Source organism: Pseudomonas sp. TH07 (assembly GCF_016651285.1).
Classification (GTDB): Bacteria; Pseudomonadota; Gammaproteobacteria; order Pseudomonadales; family Pseudomonadaceae; genus Aquipseudomonas.
This window is the reverse complement of sequence record NZ_JAEKED010000001.1, coordinates 1524585-1543996: the sequence shown is the minus strand read 5'-3', so window position 1 is coordinate 1543996 and position 19412 is coordinate 1524585. Positions and strand designations below refer to the sequence as shown.

The window sequence follows — 19412 nt, the reverse complement described above, 5'->3', positions numbered from 1 at the left end:
CATTGAGGGCCCAGCCCGGCTGGCGCCCCTGTTGACTGTGCCTCGGGCACAAGGGAGCCATCGTCATGAACCCACAATCGCCCTGGCACGCCGGTGAACAACAGTTGCAGGCGCACATGGGGGTGGTCGAGCGCATGCAAGCGCTTGGCAGCAAGGTGATCCGCCAGGCAATGCCCGATCAGCACCGCCAGTTCTATCAGCAGTTGCCTTTCCTGCTGTTTGGCGCGGTGGATGCTGCGGGCAACCCTTGGGCCAGCCTCCTTGAAGGGCCGCCCGGCTTCGCCCATAGCCCGGCGCCGGACCTGTTGCGCATTGAGCGGTTGCCAGCGCCCGAAGACCCGGCGCAGCTGGCTGCGGGCGCCGCCATCGGCCTGCTCGGGATCGAGCTGCACACGCGGCGCCGGAACCGGCTCAATGGCCGGCTCCAGGCTTACGCCGCAGACGGTTTCAGCGTTGCAGTGCAGCAGGCGTTCGGCAATTGCCCGCAATACATCCAGCGCCGCGAGTTCGAGCAGGCGCCAGCCATCACCTCGGCCATGCCTGCGGTGCAACGGCTGGAACAGTTGGACGCGGCCGCGACGGCCCTGATCAGCGCCGCCGATACGCTGTTTGTCGCCAGTTACCTGGACCAGCCCGAGGGCCGTTCGGTGGATGTTTCCCATCGTGGCGGGCCGCCCGGGTTCGTCAGGGTCGAGGGTAATTGCCTGACGATTCCGGATTACTCGGGCAACCGTTTCTTCAACACCCTGGGTAACCTGCTGCTCAATCCCCGCGCCGGCTTGCTGTTTATCGACTTTGCCCGGGGCGATCTGCTGCAACTCAGCGGCCGTACGCAGATCATCCTTGAGGGCCCGCAGGTCGAAGCCTTGCCGGGGGCCGAGCGAGTCTGGCAACTGCAGGTCGAGCACCTGGTACGACGCCCGGCGGCCCTGGGTTTGCGCGGGCATTTCCCGGCGCCCTCGGTTTGACCGGAGCGTCTAAAAATACCCGGCGCGCATTGCTCCCAAGCCTGGGCCTGCGTAGGCTGGCGGATCTGAAAACAGGGCCTTGAACCGGCCCTTTTTGCGTCAAGGGATACCCGCGATTCATGTCCGCTTCCGTCTGCGTCCGCCTTTGTGTGTTGCTGTTCGCCCTGTTGCTCGGCGGCTGCGAGCCCAGGGACACGACCGCGCTCGACCAGCAGCTCTATATCTGGCAACGGCAATGGACCCCGGCCCATGGCGATGCACTGGCCCGGACCCGCGCCGACTTCTCCACCTTGCGCGTGCTGGCGCTGCAGGCCTTCCCCGGTGCCGGCTGGAGCCGCGCACGCATCGATGCACCGCTGCTCAAGGCAGACGGGCGCCCGCTGATTGCGGTGATTCGCCTCGATGGCCAGCTCAAGAGCCTGGATCAGGCCGAGGTCAGCGCGCAGATCCTGCAATTGCTCGCCGACTGGCAGGCCCAGGGCTTGACCCCGGTCGGGGTGGAGATCGACCACGACGCCGGCAGTGCGCGGCTGCCGGCCTATGCCGGGTTCCTCACTCAATTGCGCGGCGTATTGCCGGCCTCCCTCAAGCTCAGCATCACCGCCTTGCCGTCGTGGCTGGGCAGTCGCGAGTTGCCGGCGCTGCTGGCCACGGTCGACGCCAGCGTGTTGCAGGTGCATGCCGTCAGCGATCCGCGGCACGGCCTGTTCGATCCACAGCAGGCCCGGCAATGGGCCGAGCGCTGGGCCAAGGTCAGCGACAAACCGTTCTACCTGGCCTTGCCGGCCTACGGCGTGGCCCTGCTGCCCAGTGATGGCGGGGCGCCGGTGATTGAAAGCGAAGTGCCGGTGCCAGGCGTTGGCCAGCGCCGCGAGCTGATGGCCGACCCGATGCAACTGGCCCAGCTGGCTCGTGAATTGCGCGGGGATCGGCCGCCCCATCTGACGGGGCTGATCTGGTTTCGCCTGCCGCTCCAGGGCGATCGGCGGGCCTGGAGTATCGAAACCCTGGGCGCTGTGGCCCGTGGTGATGAACTGATCAGCCGGTGGCAGCTGACATTCAGCGAAAAAGACGGTCTGTTTGATATTCGCCTGGGCAACATGGGCAATCTCGACAGCCCCTTGCCCGAGCAGGTCAGCCTGGCGGTGGAAGGCTGCCAGGCCAGCGACGCCCTGGCCGGTTACGCGGTGCAACAGCGCCCCGGGCAGTTGCTGTTCACCCGGCGCAGTGAAGGCCGTTTGCAGGCAGGAAGCGCGCGAGCCCTGGGCTGGGCGCGTTGTTCAAGAATTGATCAAGGAGCGTCCCATGTTCGTCCCTAAACCCCGTCACCTGTTGTGCCTGAGCCTGTGCCTGCCGCTGACCTCGACGTTGGCCTGCGGGCCGTTCTTTCCGGCGCGCCTGCTGGGTGACCGGGCGCAGACCCTGGCCGTGTTGCCCGAGGGCAGCTTTCAGTTCGAGGTCAGCCGCCTGGGGCAGGTGATTGCCGGGCTCAAGCCGGCGACCGAGGCTTCGTTGTCGCCCTATTACGACGGTGGCGAGCAGCCGTACCAGGAGCAGCGGGACAAAGCCGAGCAGGACGGCCTGACTGACGCCCAGCGCACGCTGGTGGCCCAGTTGCGCCAACTGCAGGACCCGCATCAGGCGCAGCAACAGGGCGCCAGCCTGCCGCTGGAAATCAACCTGTACCTGGCCGGGGCCGTGGCCTTCAAGGCCGGCGACAACGCCCAGGCGGCGGAGTATTTCCGCCAGGTGCTGGCCTTGCCGGCGCCGCAGCGCGCACTGCGCAGTACCTGGGCGGCCTATTCCCTGGGGCGGGCGTTGTACGCCATGGGCCAGGAGGCTGGCGATCTCGACGAACAGGGCCGTCAGGCACTGATGCAGCAGGCCCGGCAGGCGTTCCAACAAGCGCGGCAGTTGAGCATCGACGGCTTTGGCGACCCGTTGGAACTGGGCATCGCCAGTTTGGGCGAAGAAGCCCGCGTGGCGAAAATGGCCGGCGACTGGCAGCAGGCCATCGAGCTGTATGCCAGCCAGAGTCGCCTGGGTTCGTCGATCGGCACCAGCTCCCTGCGTGAGCTGGCGGGCGAGCTCGCGGCACTGCCTGAAGAGCAGTTGCAGGCCTTGTTCAGTCACCCCGCCGTCCCGCGTTTGCTGGCGGCGAGCCTGATCAGTCGCATGACTGGCGAACCCACTCAGCGCTCGGAGTCTGATCAGAAAATGATCAAGCTGCTCAGCCATTCGGCCAGCGGCAGCCTGGACAACGCCGACCGCCTGGCGGCGCTGAATTATCAGATCGGCGACTACGCCACCACCAAGCTGCTGCTCGAACGGGCCGGCGATGGCGGCCTGGCCTGGTGGCTGCGGGCCAAGCTGGCGCTGCGCGACGGTGACAAGGCCGCGGCGGCCAGCGCCTATGCCAAGGCGGCCAAGGCCTTCCCCCAGGGCGAAAGCTGGGGTGAGCGCACCGGCGAGGACGGCAACTACGAAACCCTCAGGCCCGGCTGCCGGGTCGAGGGTGAAAGTGCGGTGCTGGCGCTGGAGCGTGGCGATTACCTGCAGGCGTTCGAGCAGCTGTATCACAGCGACGACATCTACTGGCAGGACGCGGCCACCGTGGCCGAGCGCGTACTGACCGTGGATGAACTCAAGCAGTTCGTCGACACCCAGGTCCCGGCGCCACCGCCGACGCCGAAGCAGGAACAGGGCTACTACCAGACCCTGCCGATTGCCGCGCAGCTGCGTGAGCTGCTCGGCCGCAGGTTGTTGCGCGAAGGCCGCTACGCCGAAGCGCCGGGCTACTTCGACAGCCCCGAGTTACAGGCCACTGCCAAGGCCTATGGCGATTACCGGCGCCAGGCGGAATCGGCCTGGCTGCCCACCGGCCGTGCCGAAGCCTACTACCGGGCCGGGCAATTGGCGCGCAAGTCGGGGATGGAGATCCTCGGGTATGAGATGGGGCCGGACTACCGCACCCTGTGGGGGGACTACAGCCTGGAGATCCCCGCGACCACGGTCGGGCCCTTTGTCAGTGCGGCGGAAGTCGAACGCCAGCAGGCCAGCCAGGCCGAGCCCGACGTGCGTTATCACTACCGCTATGTGGCGGGAGCCTTGGCCAACACTGCCGCCGATTTCCTGCCCCACAGCAGCCAGGCCTTCGCCGCGGTGCTGTGCAAGGCGGCGCGCTGGACCCGGGGCAGCGATGTCGAGATCGACTACTACCAGCGCTATGTGGAACACGGCCCCTATGTGGAATGGGCCGGCAACTTCGGCATGAACTGCGAAGAGCCGAATTTCGACACCGCCAATAAACGCTACCTGACCCAGTGGCTGGACGGGCTGTATTCCACACTGCGGGCCCACAAGACCGGTGTGCTGCTGGGCGCCGGTTTGCTGGTGCTGGGCGCCGGCTACCTGCTCTGGCGCAGGAGAGCCTAAGCCCCCCTCAGCGGCAAGCTACACGTTTGAGGCTTGCAGCTTAGAACTGCGTTGCCGCACCTTCCACATCCATTGCCGCCTGGCGCAGGGCTTCGGAGCGGGTGGGGTGGGGGTGGCAGGTGAGGGCGATGTCTTCGGCCGAGGCCGAGAACTCCATGGCCACGCAGTACTCGCCGATCATTTCACTGACGCTGGGGCCCACCAGGTGCACCCCGAGGATCTGATCGGTGTGCTCGTCGGCCAGTACCTTGGCGAAGCCCTCGGTCTCATGGTTGATCTTGGCCCGGCTGTTGGCGCTGAACGGGAACTTGCCGACCTTGTAGGCCCGGCCTTCGGCCTTGAGCTGCTCCTCGGTCTTGCCGACGCTGGCCAGTTCCGGCCGGGTGTAGATGACGTTGGGGATCAGCGCGTAATTGACCTCGGCGGCCTTGCCGACGATCTGCTCGATGCAGGCCATGGCTTCGTCCTCGGCCTTGTGGGCGAGCATCGGTCCGGAGGTCACGTCACCGATCACCCAGACCCCGGCAGCCGCCGTACGGTGGCGTTCGTTGGCCAGCATGCCCCGCGAGTCGGTGCTCAAGCCGAGGTTTTCCAGGCCCAGGCCCTGGGTGTAAGGCCGGCGCCCGATGGCCACCAGCACGTAGTCGGCCTCGATCAGCTCAGCGCTGCCGCCGGCCGCCGGTTCGACGCTCAACTGCACGCCGTTGGCCGAGGTGGTGGCGCTGGTGACCTTGGCCCCGAGCTTGAAGGTGATGCCCTGTTTGCCCAGGGCGCGCTGCAGGGTCTTGCCGGCTTCGCCGTCGACCCCGGGGCAGATCCGGTCCAGGTACTCGATCACGGTGACCTCGGCCCCCAGGCGGCGCCAGACCGAGCCCAGCTCCAGGCCGATGACCCCGGCTCCGATCACCACCAGGTGCTTGGGCACTTCGCCCAGGGACAGGGCGCCGGTGGAATCGAGGATGCGTTTATTGTCGATCTCCACCCCGGGCAAGGGCGTCGGCTCGGAGCCGGTGGCGATCACAATGTCCTTGGCCTGCAACGAGGTCTTGGCGCCCTGGTTGTCGGTCACTGTGACCTTGCCCGGCCCGTCGATATGGCCCCAGCCCTTGATCCAGTCGACCTTGTTCTTGCGAAACAGAAACTCGATGCCCTTGGTCAGGCCGGCCACGCTTTCGTCCTTCTGTTTCATCATCTGCGCCAGGTTGAGGGTCGGCTTGACCTCGATGCCCAGGTTGACGAATTCCTGGCCCATGGCCGCGTCGTACAGTTCCGAGGCATGCAGCAACGCCTTGGACGGCATGCAGCCTACGTTCAGGCAGGTGCCGCCGAGGGTGGCGCGGCCTTCGACACAGGCGGCTTTCAGCCCCAGCTGGCCGGCACGGATGGCCGCGTTGTAGCCACCGGGGCCGCCGCCCAGAATCACGACGTCGTAGGTACTCATGGCGTTACTCCTGCACAAGGGATGGGAAAGGAAGACCGTTGAAGGATGGCCGGATAAAAAATTACGGTCGTAATATGAAACCTCGAAAGCCTACCGGTCAAGGGCCGGGTTTCGAGGAAGGAAGGCGGGGAGAGCAGGAGGGAGGTTGCTCGGGGGAGGTCAATGCCCCCGCCCGAGCGATAGCGCGTCGTTACCTCAGGTCCACCAGTAGCGCACCAGGTGGAAGAAGATCGGCGCGGCGAAACACACCGAATCCAGGCGATCGAGCATGCCGCCGTGGCCTTCGATCATGTGCCCCCAGTCCTTGACCCCACGGTCGCGCTTGATGGCCGACATGACGATGCCGCCGGCGAAGCCCAGCAGGTTGATCAGCAGGGCGATCAGGAACGACTGCCAGATATTGAACGGGGTGATCCAGAACAGCGCGCCGCCGATCAGCGAGGCCAGCAGGATGCCGCCGACAAAGCCTTCCACCGTCTTGGACGGTGACAGGTTGGGCGCGATCTTGCGTTTGCCGAAGAGTTTTCCACAGACGTACTGCAGCACGTCCGACAACTGCACGACGATCACCAGGTAGGCGATCAGCAGCAGGTTGCGGCCCTCATAGCCGGCAATATCGAGGGTCAGCAGGGCCGGTACGAACGACACGCAGAACACTGCGATCATCAAGCCCCACTGGACCTTGGAGGCGCGCTCCAGGAAGTGCGTGGTGTCGCCGCCCAAGGACGCCAGGATCGGCAGCAGGAGGAACACGTAGACTGGGATAAAGATCGAAAACAGCCCGTACCAGTCCGAGTAGATCAGCAGGTATTGCAGGGGCAGCGCCAGGTAGAACGCCGCCACCAGCGCCGGGTAGTCGCTGCGCCGGGTCGGGGTCAGGGTCAGGAATTCACGCAGGGCGTAGAACGACACCGCGTAGAACAGCAGGATCACCGCGCTGGTGCCGAGCCAGAAGGCCAGGCCGATCACCACCACCATCACCCACCAGGCGTTGATCCGCGCGTTGAGGTTGTCGATCACCGAGTTGGGCGTGCCGCGGGTGCGCAGTTTGAGGATGAAACCGATCAGCGAGGCCAGCACCAAAATGGCACCGATGCCGCCGAACAACATCAGGGTTTGCTTATCCATGTCAGGAATGCTCCGGGGCCAGGGCCAGCAGCGCTTCGCGGCTGCGTTCAAGGAAGTGCTCTTTGCTTTCACCTTCTTCAAGGTTCAGCGGGGCGCCGAAACTGGTGGTGCATAACAGCGGCAGCGGCAGGAACCGGCCCTTGGGCATGACCCGGTTCAGGTTGGCGATCCACACCGGGATCAATTGCGCCTGTGGGTAACTTTTTGCCAGGTGGTAGATCCCGCTCTTGAACGGCAGCAGGCCGTCTTCGAGGTTACGCGTGCCTTCGGGGAAGATGATCAGCGAATCACCGTTCTCCAGGGCATCGAGCATGGGCTGCAAGGGGTTATCCACAGGCTCCTTGCGCTCGCGGTCGATCAGCACGCCGTTGAACACGCGGTTGATGATGTAGCGGCGCAGGGTGCTCTTGTGCCAGTAGTCGGAGCCGGCCACCGGGCGCGTCAATTTGCGCAGGGCCGGCGGCAACGAGGCCCAGAGCAGCACGAAATCGCCGTGGCTGCTGTGGTTGGCGAAGTAGATGCGCTGGGTCGCTTCCGGCGCGCAGCCGAGCCACAGGCTGCGGGCCCCGGTGATGCTGCGCGCGGCAGAGGTGATGAGGGTGGAGACCACGGGTTCGAACATGAGAATTCCTTATCCGGCAAAGGCCAGCCAGGGGCTGGCCAGGATGAAGCCCAATGTCAGCAAAACTTGTACAGCGAGCAGCAGAGCCTGGCGGCGCAACAGCCCCAGGGCACCACGGGTACGTTCGGGCCAGGGCCGGCCAGCGCGTGCGGCGGGTTGCAGGCCCAGCGCGCTGAGGGCCAGGTCCAGCGCCTGGGTACGCTCGGCCAGTGGCTGTGGGTCGTCGGCGACCCGTTGAAACAGGTCGGCATCGAAGGCCACGCGCAGCGCCCAGTATTTTTCCAGCAGGCCCACCACCAACAGGGTCGCCGCGAAACACAGCAGCCATGGATTGAAAGTTGCCAGCCACCAGGGGCTGAGCCCCAGGGCGACACCGAACAGGCTCAGCCCTGTGGATAACTGATCCAGGCTGCGCCCGCGGCGCAACAGGCTGGCCACCGCGTGCAATTGCATGTCAGTGGCCATAAATCGCACCCGCGACTGTGGATAACTGCTCCAGGGCCTGACGGTGCGCCGGGTGCAGGACGATCTGCGGCCGCGCGCGCTGAATCTGCACGATAGCGGCATCGACGTTGGCCGCGCGCCCGGTGTGCAGCAGCCAGGCGGCGATGGCGGTGGCGCTGCGGGAGTAACCCAGGGCGCAGCACACCAGCAGCGGTCCGTGCTGGCGCAGGCTCTCGATGGCCTGTGCGGCGGACAGGCACTGTTCGGGGCTGGGCGCGGTCAGGTCGAGTACAGGGATCGAGCGGTAGGCCAGGTGCCGGGCGTCCAGGGACAGCTCGGCGCACAGGTCGACCACCGCGCTGAATGGACTGTCCCGCAGCTCGGCCGGGGTCGGAATCCGACCCAGCCAGACGTTATCCACAACCTGGTCCGGCTGTGGATGCTTGCGCGTCCACAGCCGAGAATTGATCCAGGCCGCCGCCAGGTAAGGCGCCAGCAGCCAGCGCGCGGCGGGGGTCAAGCGCCCGTCCGCGCGTTTTTGGAAGCCTTCGGCGCCAATCAGGGCGTAGTTCAGGGCCACCAGCAGCAAGGCCACAGCCGGCCACACCAGCCACAGCCAGGTGCCGCCCAGGGTCAGGGCGGGGTAGCCCAGCAGCGCCGCGCCAATCCCGTAGCGCACGGCCAGTTGCCAGCGCTTGGGGTCCTGGGCGGGCTTGAGGCGCAGCAGCGGGCTGGGTCGGTCCAGGGGCCAGAGCCAGACGCACAGCCAGCCGGCCAGGGCGCCTGTGGGCAAGTCGACAAAGTGGTGTTGATAAGTGGTGAGTACCGAGACCCCGATCAGCGCGAACCAGCCGTGTACTAGCCAGCGCCACATCCCTTGGCTATGCCGTTGATAGCAGACCCAGAGGATCACCAGCAGGGCGATATGCAGCGACGGTGCCTGGTTGAACGGTTTGTCGAACCCGGCCAGGACCTCGAACATCCAGCCAAACACCCCGTCCAGCTCCGGCCGGGCAAAGGTGAAGCTCAACGGCCAGATCAGGAAGCAACTGACCGCGATCAACTGCGCCGTCAGCAGGCGCAGGGCGTGGCGCTTGAGTTCTTCGCGGCTGTTGGGCAGCAACAGGGACAGGCCGTACAGCAAGTCGATGGACCAGTAGGGCACGATGGTCCAGGCCCAGAACGGCATATGGCTTTCCCAGCCGAACACCAGGCTGCCGACATCGTCACGCTGGGAGGTGTACCAGGTGGCGAAACCGTAGGTGCTGAAAAACAGCGGTGCCAGCAGCAACAACCAGAGCACCGCGGGTTTCAGCAAGCCGGGCTCGCGGCCCGGCGTTGCGGCGTGGGTCATCATTGCACCCGTTGGGCCAGGGACACGCTGAAAATGCCCCACTCATCGACGCGCATGGTCACTTTGCGGAAACCGGCGGCTTCCACCAGTTGGTCCATCTCCGCCTGGGTCCGGCGGCGCATGACCCAGGCCTGGCCCTGGCGGTGGCTGGTCAGGGCGCGGGCGATCAGTTCCAGCTGCGGGTGCCACGGCTGCCCGGTGTACACCAGGTAACCGCCGGGTTCCACGGCCTCGGCCAGGCCGGACAGCGAACCGCCGACCATCTGGTTGTCGGCGAACAGCTCGTACAGGCCCGAGACCACCGCCAGGGTCGGTTTCGGGTCGAGTGCCGCGAGGTCGGCACGGTCGAAGGCATCGCCTTTGACGAAGCGGGCGATCTGGCCCAGGCCTTTCTCGCCGATCAGCGCACTGCCGTCGCGCACGTTGATGTCGCTGTAGTCGCGCAGCAGGATCGATTCCGGCAGCGGGCTGACCCCTTGCAGGGCTTCGAGAATGTAACGCCCGTGACCGGCGGCGATGTCGACGATGCGCACTTCGCTGTTCTGTTCGCGCAGCTTGCCCATGGCCAGGCGCAGCAGCTCCTCGACGTTCAGCTTGCGTTGGCGGATGCCGCGCCAGCCGATGGAGTTGAGGTAGTTCTGGTCGATCATGCGGCCCAGGGCCGACGTGCCGGTGGGTTTGTTGCGGTACACGTAGTCCAGGGTGCTGCCGGAATCGAAACCGGTGTCGAAGCCCAGCTTGACCCCGGCCGACAGCTGGCTGCCCAGGCGCATGCTGGCGCGGGTCATGCGCCAGTACATGTCACGGGGCGAGTTGTGCGGCAGCGGCGCGGCCAGGGATTCGGATTCGGCACAGGTAGCGCCCAGGCGATCGGCATCGAGCAGGGAAGGGCGGTCCAGGGGCTGGGCGAACGTCTGCAGGATAAAGCGTCGTGCGCTGGCGACCGCAGGGGCGCGGTTCTTCTCGCCCAGGGTGTCGTGGAAGAAGCCCGGCAGGATGTGTTTTTCCTTGTGCAGACTGCCCAGGCGCTCGAAGAACTGCTCCTGGGGTTTGCGGTGCACCACGAAGTCGGCGCCGGAAATCAGCAGTTGGGTCGGCACCTGGATTGCCTGGGCGTCGGCCACCACGCGATCGGCAGCCTCATACAGGCCGAGCAAGACGTTGACCGAAATCGCCTTGGTGATCAGCGGGTCGCTGTCATAGGACGCGACGCGTTCCGGGTCATGGCTGAGAAAGCGCGCCTTGACGTAGCTGTTGACGAAGAAGTTGCCGCGAAACTTGCGCATCAGGGCCAGGCCGCTGCGGGCAAAGGGTACGTAGAGCTTGACCTTGAACGCCGGCGACGCGAGCACCAGGGAGCGGATGCGTGGCGCGTAGTCGTGGACCCAGGTCGAGACGATGACCGCGCCGACACTCTGGGCGACGACCGCGATGTTCTCTTCGTCGATCTGGTAGGTGGCGTTCAAGTGGTCGCAAAAGGTCTGCACGTCTCGCGCGCTGGTGGCGAAACTCGGGCTGTCGCCCCGTGCACCCGGGGACTGGCCATGGCCACGGGCGTCCCAGGCGAAGAAGTCGAAGCCGGGCAGGTCCAGTTCGTCCACCAGGTGGGCGATGCGTCCGGAGTGTTCGTGACCGCGGTGGAACAACAGCACGGCCTGGCGCGGCTCGCCGGGTGTGGCGGCAGTGGCTGGCCAGTGCCGGTAAAACAGTTCTACGCCATCGTGGGTAGTGAACGTCTGGTGTTGAGCATCGCGCATTGCAATTTCCTTATGCTGAGGGAGCGTTGTTCTGCACTTCTTTAAGGCCCTGGCGGACCCGGTTCACAAGGGTGTAAAGCAGCAGTGCGGCGACGATCGCCAGGACGCCGTTGATCCAGGCGGCGGCGAGCCAGCCCAGGGCAATGCCGGTGGCCATGACGCCGAGGATGAACGCCCGATCGCTTTTGCCCATTGGCCCGTCGTAACGCCGGGTGGCGCCGACCATCGGCCCGAGCACGCCGGCGTATTCGCTGAACAGCGCCAACAGCGTGACCGCCAGCACCAGCAGCAGGCTGACGCCGGGGATCACGGCAAACGGCAGGATCAGCGCGCAATCGGCAACGATGTCGCACAGTTCATTGAGGTAGGCGCCGAGGCGCGATTGCTGGCCGAACTCCCGGGCCAGCATGCCGTCGATGGCGTTCAACGCCATGCGCAGGATCATCCACAGGGGGATCAGGGCGAACAGCCACAGGTGGCTGGCGAAACAGGCGATCACCACGCCCACCAGCACCGAGACCAGCCCGGCCAGCACGGTGATCTGGTTGGCGGTGGTGCCGTTGTCGTAAAGACGCTGTACCAGAGGCCGCAGCAGGTTCTGAAAGCGCGGTTTGAGCTGATAAATCGAGAGCATGGTGGGACAGTTCCTTGTCACGCTGGGGAAGCCGGGTTGGATTATTGCCATAAATCCCGGGGCGCCGACATCAGTACTTCCCTTGAGGCCCCGGGTTGCCTAGTGATTTTTTGACGCACCGCACAGACGAAAAGGCATAGGGCGTGACAAAAATTTCACTACTATTGTTATATCGTAACCAATTGTTTCGATTTCAGTGGCCTGGAAATTATCCACAGGCCCGGTTTGAACAACTGTACCTGTTGGGGTGGTATGCAAGTCGATCTTGATGCTGAAGGGGAGGGCGTCCAGGCCTTGCCACGGTTTCAGCGCGCGGGGTTTCACGCTCGCCGCTTGAAACGCTGGGGGGGTGGCCTGGCCGCAGTCGCAGCGAGTGCGATGGTGCTGGCGTTGTTTGTGGTGCTGTTTGCAACGCAGTCGATCTGGCCGGTGCTGCTGATGAACCTGGCGGCGGCACTGACGGTGCTGGTCTGCGGCCTGCAATCGGCCTGGTGGGTGGCGCATTGGCGTGCCGAGGGGATGGAAAACGCACCGCCCCTGATTGTTCAACAGACCACTCCTCCTGACGCGGCAGCCCCTGCCGCCTACGAGCGTTTGCTCGAAGGCGTGGGCCGGCGTGGTCGCGGGCTGTTATCGCAGATCGGCGCGCCGGCCTTGTGGCTCGCGGCCGGCGCCTTGTTGGCGCTGTGGGCCATCAAGCAGTTCTGGAACCTGGAGTTGCCAGGCGCGGCCCTCGGTGTGTCCGCCAGTGTGGGTGCGGTGCTGGCCTTGTTGCTGGCGTTCGCCCTGCTGGTATTCGAGCGGCAACTGGCCCAGGAACACCCCGCCGAATGGCCGGAGGCCGGGGCCTTGGCACAGCTGGCGCGGGTGGCAATCATCTGCCTGATGCTGGGCGCGCTGTGCCTGTTGTTTGCCGGCGAATCCGCCGTCTGGCCGGTGCGTCTGGCGGTGCTGCTGGGCGCCTTGCCCGGGTTGGTGGCGGTTGAACTGCTGCTGCGGGCGCTGTTGTCCCTGTTCAGCCCCCATCGCGCGCGCTTGGAGCCCCGGCTGCTGGCCCACAGCGTGGTCGCCGATATGCTGCGCTGGCCACCGCAACCGCTGCGAGCCCTGCAACACGAACTGCACAACCGCTTTGGCATCGACCTGCGGCAGATTTGGGCCTTTACCTATATGCGTCGGGCGTTGCTGCCGGTGGCGTTGGTGGTGGCCGCCGTGGGTTGGCTGTTGACCGGTATTCATGAAATATCCCTCCACAATCGCGGTATTTATGAGCGTTTCGGCAAACCGGTGGCGGTGTTCGGGCCGGGCCTGCATGCCGGGCTGCCCTGGCCGCTGGGGCGGGTGCTGAGTGTGGAAAACGGCGTGGTGCACGAGTTGGCCACCAGCGTCGGCGAGGCCGCGCCACCGGCCCAGGCCGAGCCGGCGGAAGGCCCGGCGCCCGTGGTCGCCAATCGGCTGTGGGACGCGAGCCACATCAACGACAAATCCCAGGTGATTGCCAGTGGCAGTGGCGACAAGCAGAGCTTCCAGATCGTCAACATGGACGTGCGGTTTGTCTACCGTATCGGCCTCGATGACAAGTCAGCGCTCGCGGCCACCTATAACAGCGCCGATGTGCCGAGCCTGATCCGCAGCACGGCCAGCCGGGTGCTGGTCCATGACTTTGCTTCGCGGACCCTCGATGGCCTGCTGGGCGCAGACCGCGGCAACCTGGCCGATGATATCGGGCGCGCGGTGCAGGCCGACCTGGCGCAGCTCGACAGCGGGGTGGAAATCCTCGCCACCGTGGTCGAAGCCATTCATCCACCGGCTGGCGCTGCCAATGCCTATCACGGCGTTCAGGCTGCGCAGATCGGCGCCCAGGCGCTGATTTCCCGGGAGCGGGGTGCGGCCAGTGAGCAGACCAACCAGGCTCATTTGCAAGCCAGTGTGGTGCGCGATCAGGCCCAGGCCACGGCCCATGAAGTGCAGGCTGCGGCCCAGGCTGCCGACCTGCGTTTCACTGCCGAGCAGAAGGCCTATGCCAGCGCCGGCCAGGCGTTTGTGCTGGAGCAGTACCTGAGCCAACTGACCCAGGGCCTGGCGCACGCCAAGTTGCTGATTCTCGATCACCGTCTGGGCGGCGACAGCGCGCCGACCATTGACCTGCGTCCTTTCACTCTACCGACCGAGCTTTCGGTGCCGCGTAAAACCGCTCAGCCAGGAGCCGCCCAGTGAGCCAGTCTTCCCCTACCCACGAGCATCACGACGATCACCCCGGTCACGCTCACAGTCATGGCGGTCACCATCACGGGCACCACCACCATCATTATGGCGAGCCGGCAGAGGCGGGGCCCTTCCCTTGGCGGCGCATGGGCTGGGCGCTGTTGCTGGTGCTGTTTGCATTGGCTGCCGCGAGCCTGGTGCAAGTGCGCTCCGGCGAGGCCACGGTGATCACCCGCTTCGGCAACCCGGCCCGGGTGTTGCTCGACCCGGGCCTCGGGTGGCGCTGGCCGGCACCGTTCGAGGCGGCGATTCCGGTCGACCTGCGGCTGCGTACCACCTCCAGCGGTTTGCAGGATGTGGGCACCCGCGATGGCTTGCGCATCATCGTCCAGGCCTATGTGGCGTGGCAGGTGCAAGGTGACCCGGAAAACGTGAAGCGCTTTATGCGCGCGGTGCAAAACCAGCCGGATGAGGCGGCGCGGCAGATTCGCACCTTTGTCGGCTCGGCACTGGAAACCACCGCCAGCAGTTTTGATCTGGCCAACCTGATCAACACTGACGCGAGCAACGTGCAGATCGCCGACTTCGAGGCGCAGTTGCGCAAGCAGATCGAGCAGCAATTGCTCAGTACCTACGGCGTGCGGGTGTTGCAGGTCGGGGTCGAACGCCTGACCTTGCCCTCGGTGACCCTGACCGCCACCGTGGATCGCATGCGCGCCGAGCGTGAAACCATCGCCACCGAACGCACCGCCATCGGCAAGCGCGAAGCGGCGCAGATTCGCTCCGCTGCCGAGCGCGAAGCGCGCATGGTGCAGGCCGACGCCACAGTGAAAGCGGCCGATATCGAAGCTCAGTCGCGGGTTGAAGCGGCGCAGATTTATGGCCGCGCCTACGCCGGTTCGCCCCAGCTGTACAACCTGCTGCGCTCCCTGGACACCTTGGGCACGGTGGTCACCCCCGGAACCAAGCTGATTTTGCGCACCGATGCGGCGCCGTTCCGGGTGTTGGTGGATGGGCCGCCGAGCTTGGGCAACAAAGCGTCCGGGTCGCAGCCATGAGCGATAAGGTTCCACGTGGAACAAATGAACTGGCCAGCCCCTGGATTCAGGCCGGCCGCCTGGCGTTTCTGGCGCTGTACGGCGTCACCATCCTCGCGGCAGTGGCCTGGGCGTTTTCCAACGTGCGGCAAATCGATCCGCAAAACCGCGCGGTGGTTGTGCACTTTGGTGCTCTGGAACGGATTCAAAATGCCGGGCTGCTCCTGGCCTGGCCGCGTCCCTTTGAGCAGGTGGTATTGCTACCAGCGGCCGATCGGGTGATCGAGCGTCGGGTGACCAGCCTGCTGCGCTCCGATGCGGCGTTGCAAGGCGACCGGGTCGCCAGTTTTGCCACGCCCCTGAGCGATACCCTGGCCGGGTCCGGTTACCTGCTGACCGGCGATGCCGGGGTGGTGCAACTGGATGTGCGGGTGTTCTACAAGGTCAACGAGCCTTACGCCTTTGTCTTGCAGGGCGAACACGTGCTGCCGGCCCTCGACCGGCTGGTGACCCGCAGCGCCGTGGCCCTGACCGCCGCCCGCGACCTGGACACTATCCTGGTCGCGCGGCCGGAACTGATCGGTGCCGACAACCTGGCCGCCGAACGCCGCGAGCGATTGCGCGGTGATCTGGTGCAGGGCATCAACCAGCGCCTGACAGAGCTGACCGCCACCGGTCAGGGCATCGGTATCGAAGTGACCCGGGTCGATGTGCAATCGAGCCTGCCCGGGCCCGCCGTCAGCGCCTTCAACGCGGTGCTGACGGCCAGCCAGCAGGCTGACAAAGCCGTGGCCAATGCCCGCACCGACGCCGAAAAACTCACCCAGGGTGCCAACGAACAGGCCGACCGGGCGTTGCAAGTGGCCCACGCCCAAGCCGGCGAACGGCTGGCCAAGGCCCAGGCCGACACCGCGACCATCCAGAGCCTGGCGGTGGCCCAGCAGCAGGGCACCGACCCGGAGATGCTGCTGCGGATCTACCGCGAGCGCCTGCCGAAGATTCTCGGCCAGGCCGCCTCGGTGACCACGGTCAACCCTAAAGATGATTCCCGCCTGATCATTCAGGGAGCCGAACAATGACCGCACACACTCATGCCGCTTCGCCCGCGAGCATGCTGACTTCCGTCGAACAACGCAGTGCCGCCCGGCAACTGACCCTGGCCATGCTGGCCCTGGGTTTGCTCGGCCTGGGTCTGGCCTGGCGCTGGCTGGCGCCGGAGCAGGAGGGTGTCAGCCAATTGCTGCTGGGTGTGGCCTCGTTGCTGGTAGCGGTGCCGGTGATGCGTTCGGCCTGGTACAGCCTGCGCTACCCGAGCCTGCACGGCATCACCGATCAACTGATCGCCTTGGCCATGCTCGGTGCCTGGGCGACCGGCGACCTGCTGACGGCGGCGCTGCTGCCGATCATCATGATCTTCGGCCATGTGCTGGAAGAGCGCAGTGTCATCGGCTCCCAGGAAGCGATCCATGCCCTGGGGCGCCTGACCCGCAGTCATGCACGCCTGGTGCAGGCCGATGGCAGTGTGCGCGAAGTGGATAACTCGATCCTCAAGGCCGGCGATATCGTGGAGGTGCGCGCCGGCGACCGGGTGCCGGCCGATGGCCTGGTGTTGTCCGGGCAGGCGAGCCTGGACACCGCGCCGATTACCGGTGAGTCGGTGCCGCTGGAGGCCAGCGTCGGCACCTTGGTATTTGGCGGGGCGATCAATCTCGATGGCTTGTTGCGCCTGGAAGTCACCCGCACCGGCAATGAGTCGACCCTGGGCAAGGTCATCGCCCTGATGCAAAGCGCCGAACGTTCCAAGCCGCCCATCACCCGTCTGCTGGAGCGTTATGCCGGCAGCTATATGGTGCTGGTGTTGCTGCTGGCGGCGGTGACCTGGTTTGTCACCAACGACGCGCAGGCCATGCTCGCGGTGCTGGTCGCGGCCTGCCCTTGTGCGCTGGTGCTGTCGGCCCCGGCCACGGCCATTGCCGGAATCGCGGTGGCGGCGCGCCACGGCATATTGATCCGCAGCTCGGCTTTCCTCGAGGAGTTGGCCGACTTGACGTCGCTGGTGGTGGACAAGACCGGGACCCTGACTTACGGCACCCTGCGCTTGCAGTCCATCGACAGCCCGCAGGCAGACCACGGCGCATTGCTCAGCCTGGCGGCGAGCCTCGGTTCCGCCAGCAGCCACCCGGTAAGCCGCGCCTTGGCCGGGTTGGTGGGCCAGGAACAGCTCCAGGCCCTGAGCGATATTCGTGAGCGCCAGGGGCTGGGCGTGGTGGCGCAAACCCTTGAAGGCGAAGCAGCCCTGGGTCGCCCCGAGCTGTTCGAGCAGTTGGGCATCAGCACCACCCCGGTGCCGGGCCATGACGGGCCGATTGCCGGACTGGCCTTGAATGGGGAGTTTCTGGCCTGGCTGTTGCTGGCAGACAGCGTCAAACCCGAAGCGCGCGCGGCCCTCGATGAACTGCGTGAGTTGGGCCTGGGCCGCCAGTTGCTGCTGACCGGCGATCGACAGAGCGTGGCCGACAGCCTGGCGCTGGAGGTGGGGATCCGCGATGTGCAAGCCCAGGCCTTGCCCGAAGACAAACTCAACCGGGTGCTGCAAGAGATCGACAGCGGCTTCCGGCCGATGGTGGTGGGGGACGGGATCAACGATTCCCTGGCACTCAAGGCCGGCGTGGTCGGCGTGGCCATGGGCGCGGGCGGTGCCGATATCGCCCTGGCTTCGGCGGATGTGGTGCTGATCGGCAGCGACCTGCGGCGCCTCGGCACCTGTGTGCGCTTGAGCCGGCAATGCCGGCAGACCTTGCAGGTCAATGTGATCATCGGCCTGGGCTGGACCCTGGCCATTGTCGCCTTTGCCGCGTTCGGCTGGCTCGGTGCGGCAGGGGCGATGATTGCGGCAGTGCTGCACAACCTCAGCACGTTGCTGGTGCTGGGTAACGCCGGGCGCTTGCTGCGCTTCCAGGAGCCGCTGCTCAAACTCTAAGGGGCAGGCGGCTGCGGCGCTTGGAACTTTGCCGAACTGCACGACGTCCTCTGTCCAGAGGGCGTGGCTTTTCAGGTGATCATTGGCGGGAATTTCGGGTACTTGATGGCGGTTTGCCGCGTCGAGTCTTATAGAAACCGGCTATCAGATCGATAGCCTGCTAATTTTCGCTGATGGTCTACCCTCATTTCAGACGTCTGAAACCAGGGGGTTATTCCATGCTCGCGCAACTTCCACCGGCCTTACAGAATCTGCATCTACCGCTTCGTTTGCGGCTCTGGGATGGCCACGAGTTCAATCTGGGGCCAGCCCCCAGCGTCACTATTGTGGTCAAGGACCCGCAATTGGTTGCCCAATTCACCCACCCCAGCCTGGACCTGCTGGGGGGTGCCTTCGTTGAAGGCAAGCTGGAGCTCGAGGGCTCGATCAGCGACGTGATCCGAGTGTGTGACGAGTGGAGCCAGGCCCTGCTGGACGAGGACGACGCTGTGCAGCCGGCCCGCGCCGAGCATGACAAGGCCACCGATGCCGCCGCCATTTCCTACCACTACGACCTGTCCAACGCGTTCTACCAGCTCTGGCTCGACAGTGACATGGCCTATTCCTGCGCCTATTTCGAGACTGGCAGCGAAACCCTCGAACAAGCTCAGCAAGCCAAATTCCGCCATCTGTGCCGCAAGCTGCGCCTGCAGCCCGGCGAGTATCTGCTGGATGTCGGCTGCGGCTGGGGGGGCCTGGCGCGCTATGCGGCGCGGGAATTCGGGGTCAAGGTTTTCGGCATCACCCTGAGCAAGGAACAGTTGGCCCTGGCCCGCGAGCGAGTGATCGCCGAAGGCCTGGAAGACCAGGTCGAGCTGCAACTGCTCGACTACCGCGATCTGCCCCAGGACGGGCGCTTCGACAAGGTGGTCAGCGTCGGCATGTTCGAGCACGTCGGCCACGCCAACCTGGCCCAGTACTGCAAGACCCTGTTCGGCGCGGTGCGTGAAGGCGGTCTGGTGATGAACCACGGCATCACCGCCAAGCACACCGACGGCCGTCCGGTCGGACGTGGGGCCGGGGACTTTATCGAACGTTATGTATTCCCCAATGGCGAGTTGCCGCACCTGGCGATGATCTCGGCCGAGATCAGCGAGGCCGGCCTGGAAGTGGTCGACGTCGAAAGCCTGCGCCTGCATTACGCGCGGACCCTGGACCACTGGAGCGAGCGCCTGGAAGACAACCTGGAGGCCGCCGGCAAGCTGGTGCCCGAACAGGCCCTGCGGATCTGGCGCCTGTACCTGGCCGGCTGCGCCTATGCGTTCGCCCGGGGCTGGATCAATCTGCACCAGATCCTTGCGGTCAAGGCCCGGGCCGATGGCAGCCATGAACTGCCCTGGACCCGTGACGACCTCTACTACCCCTGAG

14 protein-coding genes and 1 pseudogene are annotated in these 19412 nt (G+C 65.6%); 8 read left to right on the top strand and 7 right to left on the bottom strand.

The features are described 5' to 3' along the window. Positions 1 to 65: 65 nt before the first annotated feature. The 3 genes and pseudogenes from JFU57_RS07320 to JFU57_RS07310 form a co-directional block, all read left to right on the top strand. Positions 66 to 962: pseudogene (locus tag JFU57_RS07320) on the top strand (pyridoxamine 5'-phosphate oxidase family protein); the annotation flags it as partial. A 125-nt stretch (positions 963 to 1087) separates the two neighbouring features. Beyond that, on the top strand, positions 1088 to 2287 hold the full coding sequence (locus JFU57_RS07315; RefSeq protein WP_201128678.1) for a DUF3142 domain-containing protein: 1200 nt from the start codon (positions 1088 to 1090) through the stop codon (positions 2285 to 2287). Then, positions 2274 to 4403 carry a hypothetical protein gene (locus JFU57_RS07310; RefSeq protein WP_201128675.1) on the top strand — a complete coding sequence of 710 codons (2130 nt, stop codon included), beginning with the start codon at positions 2274 to 2276 and terminating at the stop codon, positions 4401 to 4403. Before JFU57_RS07315 ends, JFU57_RS07310 begins: the two co-directional genes overlap by 14 nt. 40 nt (positions 4404 to 4443) lie before the next feature. Here JFU57_RS07310 and lpdA read toward each other — a convergent pair whose 3' ends face one another. From lpdA to JFU57_RS07275, 7 genes are all read right to left on the bottom strand, one after another. Then, positions 4444 to 5844 (bottom strand): dihydrolipoyl dehydrogenase, encoded by a 1401-nt coding sequence (gene lpdA, locus JFU57_RS07305; protein WP_201128673.1) that lies wholly within the window; start codon positions 5842 to 5844, stop codon positions 4444 to 4446. A gap of 195 nt (positions 5845 to 6039) precedes the next feature. Then, complete coding sequence (locus tag JFU57_RS07300; protein WP_020294910.1) at positions 6040 to 6972, bottom strand: phosphatidate cytidylyltransferase; 933 nt, start codon at positions 6970 to 6972, stop codon at positions 6040 to 6042. A gap of 1 nt (position 6973) precedes the next feature. Further along, on the bottom strand, positions 6974 to 7594 hold the full coding sequence (locus JFU57_RS07295; RefSeq protein WP_020294909.1) for a lysophospholipid acyltransferase family protein: 621 nt from the start codon (positions 7592 to 7594) through the stop codon (positions 6974 to 6976). Between the two features lie 9 nt (positions 7595 to 7603). Further along, positions 7604 to 8059: a hypothetical protein gene (locus JFU57_RS07290; RefSeq protein ID WP_078470354.1), complete on the bottom strand. Its 456-nt coding sequence runs from the start codon at positions 8057 to 8059 to the stop codon at positions 7604 to 7606. Next, on the bottom strand, positions 8049 to 9392 hold the full coding sequence (locus tag JFU57_RS07285) for a phosphatase PAP2/dual specificity phosphatase family protein (protein ID WP_201128671.1): 1344 nt from the start codon (positions 9390 to 9392) through the stop codon (positions 8049 to 8051). The genes JFU57_RS07290 and JFU57_RS07285 overlap by 11 nt, the downstream gene beginning before the upstream one ends. Then, positions 9392 to 11149, bottom strand: coding sequence for a bifunctional alpha/beta hydrolase/class I SAM-dependent methyltransferase (locus JFU57_RS07280; RefSeq protein WP_201128669.1), 1758 nt, complete (start codon positions 11147 to 11149; stop codon positions 9392 to 9394). The genes JFU57_RS07285 and JFU57_RS07280 overlap by 1 nt, the downstream gene beginning before the upstream one ends. A 10-nt stretch (positions 11150 to 11159) precedes the next feature. Next, the gene (locus JFU57_RS07275) at positions 11160 to 11783 is read right to left on the bottom strand and encodes a CDP-alcohol phosphatidyltransferase family protein (RefSeq protein ID WP_078470357.1); all 624 of its coding nucleotides are present in this window, start codon (positions 11781 to 11783) and stop codon (positions 11160 to 11162) included. A 252-nt stretch (positions 11784 to 12035) separates the two neighbouring features. Between JFU57_RS07275 and hflK (JFU57_RS07270) the strand changes: the two genes are divergently transcribed. From hflK (JFU57_RS07270) to cfaB, 5 genes are all read left to right on the top strand, one after another. After that, the gene (gene hflK / locus JFU57_RS07270) at positions 12036 to 14000 is read left to right on the top strand and encodes a protease modulator HflK (RefSeq protein WP_201128667.1); all 1965 of its coding nucleotides are present in this window, start codon (positions 12036 to 12038) and stop codon (positions 13998 to 14000) included. Further along, the gene (hflC, locus tag JFU57_RS07265; protein WP_201128666.1) at positions 13997 to 15046 is read left to right on the top strand and encodes an SPFH domain-containing protein; all 1050 of its coding nucleotides are present in this window, start codon (positions 13997 to 13999) and stop codon (positions 15044 to 15046) included. The genes hflK (JFU57_RS07270) and hflC overlap by 4 nt, the downstream gene beginning before the upstream one ends. Then, complete coding sequence (gene hflK / locus JFU57_RS07260; RefSeq protein WP_201128664.1) at positions 15043 to 16104, top strand: protease modulator HflK; 1062 nt, start codon at positions 15043 to 15045, stop codon at positions 16102 to 16104. The genes hflC and hflK (JFU57_RS07260) overlap by 4 nt, the downstream gene beginning before the upstream one ends. Beyond that, on the top strand, positions 16101 to 18005 hold the full coding sequence (locus JFU57_RS07255) for a cation-translocating P-type ATPase (RefSeq protein ID WP_201128662.1): 1905 nt from the start codon (positions 16101 to 16103) through the stop codon (positions 18003 to 18005). The genes hflK (JFU57_RS07260) and JFU57_RS07255 overlap by 4 nt, the downstream gene beginning before the upstream one ends. A 218-nt stretch (positions 18006 to 18223) precedes the next feature. After that, complete coding sequence (gene cfaB / locus JFU57_RS07250; RefSeq protein ID WP_078470362.1) at positions 18224 to 19411, top strand: C17 cyclopropane fatty acid synthase CfaB; 1188 nt, start codon at positions 18224 to 18226, stop codon at positions 19409 to 19411. Position 19412: the final 1 nt, after the last annotated feature.

Bases quoted from the DNA above. Each gene is read 5' to 3' on its own strand.
- JFU57_RS07315 (WP_201128678.1), top strand. From the start codon at position 1,088: ATGTCCGCTTCCGTCTGCGTCCGCCTTTGTGTGTTGCTGTTCGCCCTG.
- JFU57_RS07310 (WP_201128675.1), top strand. From the start codon at position 2,274: ATGTTCGTCCCTAAACCCCGTCACCTGTTGTGCCTGAGCCTGTGCCTG.
- lpdA (WP_201128673.1), bottom strand. From the start codon at position 5,844: ATGAGTACCTACGACGTCGTGATTCTGGGCGGCGGCCCCGGTGGCTAC.
- JFU57_RS07300 (WP_020294910.1), bottom strand. From the start codon at position 6,972: ATGGATAAGCAAACCCTGATGTTGTTCGGCGGCATCGGTGCCATTTTG.
- JFU57_RS07295 (WP_020294909.1), bottom strand. From the start codon at position 7,594: ATGTTCGAACCCGTGGTCTCCACCCTCATCACCTCTGCCGCGCGCAGC.
- JFU57_RS07290 (WP_078470354.1), bottom strand. From the start codon at position 8,059: ATGGCCACTGACATGCAATTGCACGCGGTGGCCAGCCTGTTGCGCCGC.
- JFU57_RS07285 (WP_201128671.1), bottom strand. From the start codon at position 9,392: ATGACCCACGCCGCAACGCCGGGCCGCGAGCCCGGCTTGCTGAAACCC.
- JFU57_RS07280 (WP_201128669.1), bottom strand. From the start codon at position 11,149: ATGCGCGATGCTCAACACCAGACGTTCACTACCCACGATGGCGTAGAA.
- JFU57_RS07275 (WP_078470357.1), bottom strand. From the start codon at position 11,783: ATGCTCTCGATTTATCAGCTCAAACCGCGCTTTCAGAACCTGCTGCGG.
- hflK (WP_201128667.1), top strand. From the start codon at position 12,036: ATGCAAGTCGATCTTGATGCTGAAGGGGAGGGCGTCCAGGCCTTGCCA.
- hflK (WP_201128664.1), top strand. From the start codon at position 15,043: ATGAGCGATAAGGTTCCACGTGGAACAAATGAACTGGCCAGCCCCTGG.
- JFU57_RS07255 (WP_201128662.1), top strand. From the start codon at position 16,101: ATGACCGCACACACTCATGCCGCTTCGCCCGCGAGCATGCTGACTTCC.
- cfaB (WP_078470362.1), top strand. From the start codon at position 18,224: ATGCTCGCGCAACTTCCACCGGCCTTACAGAATCTGCATCTACCGCTT.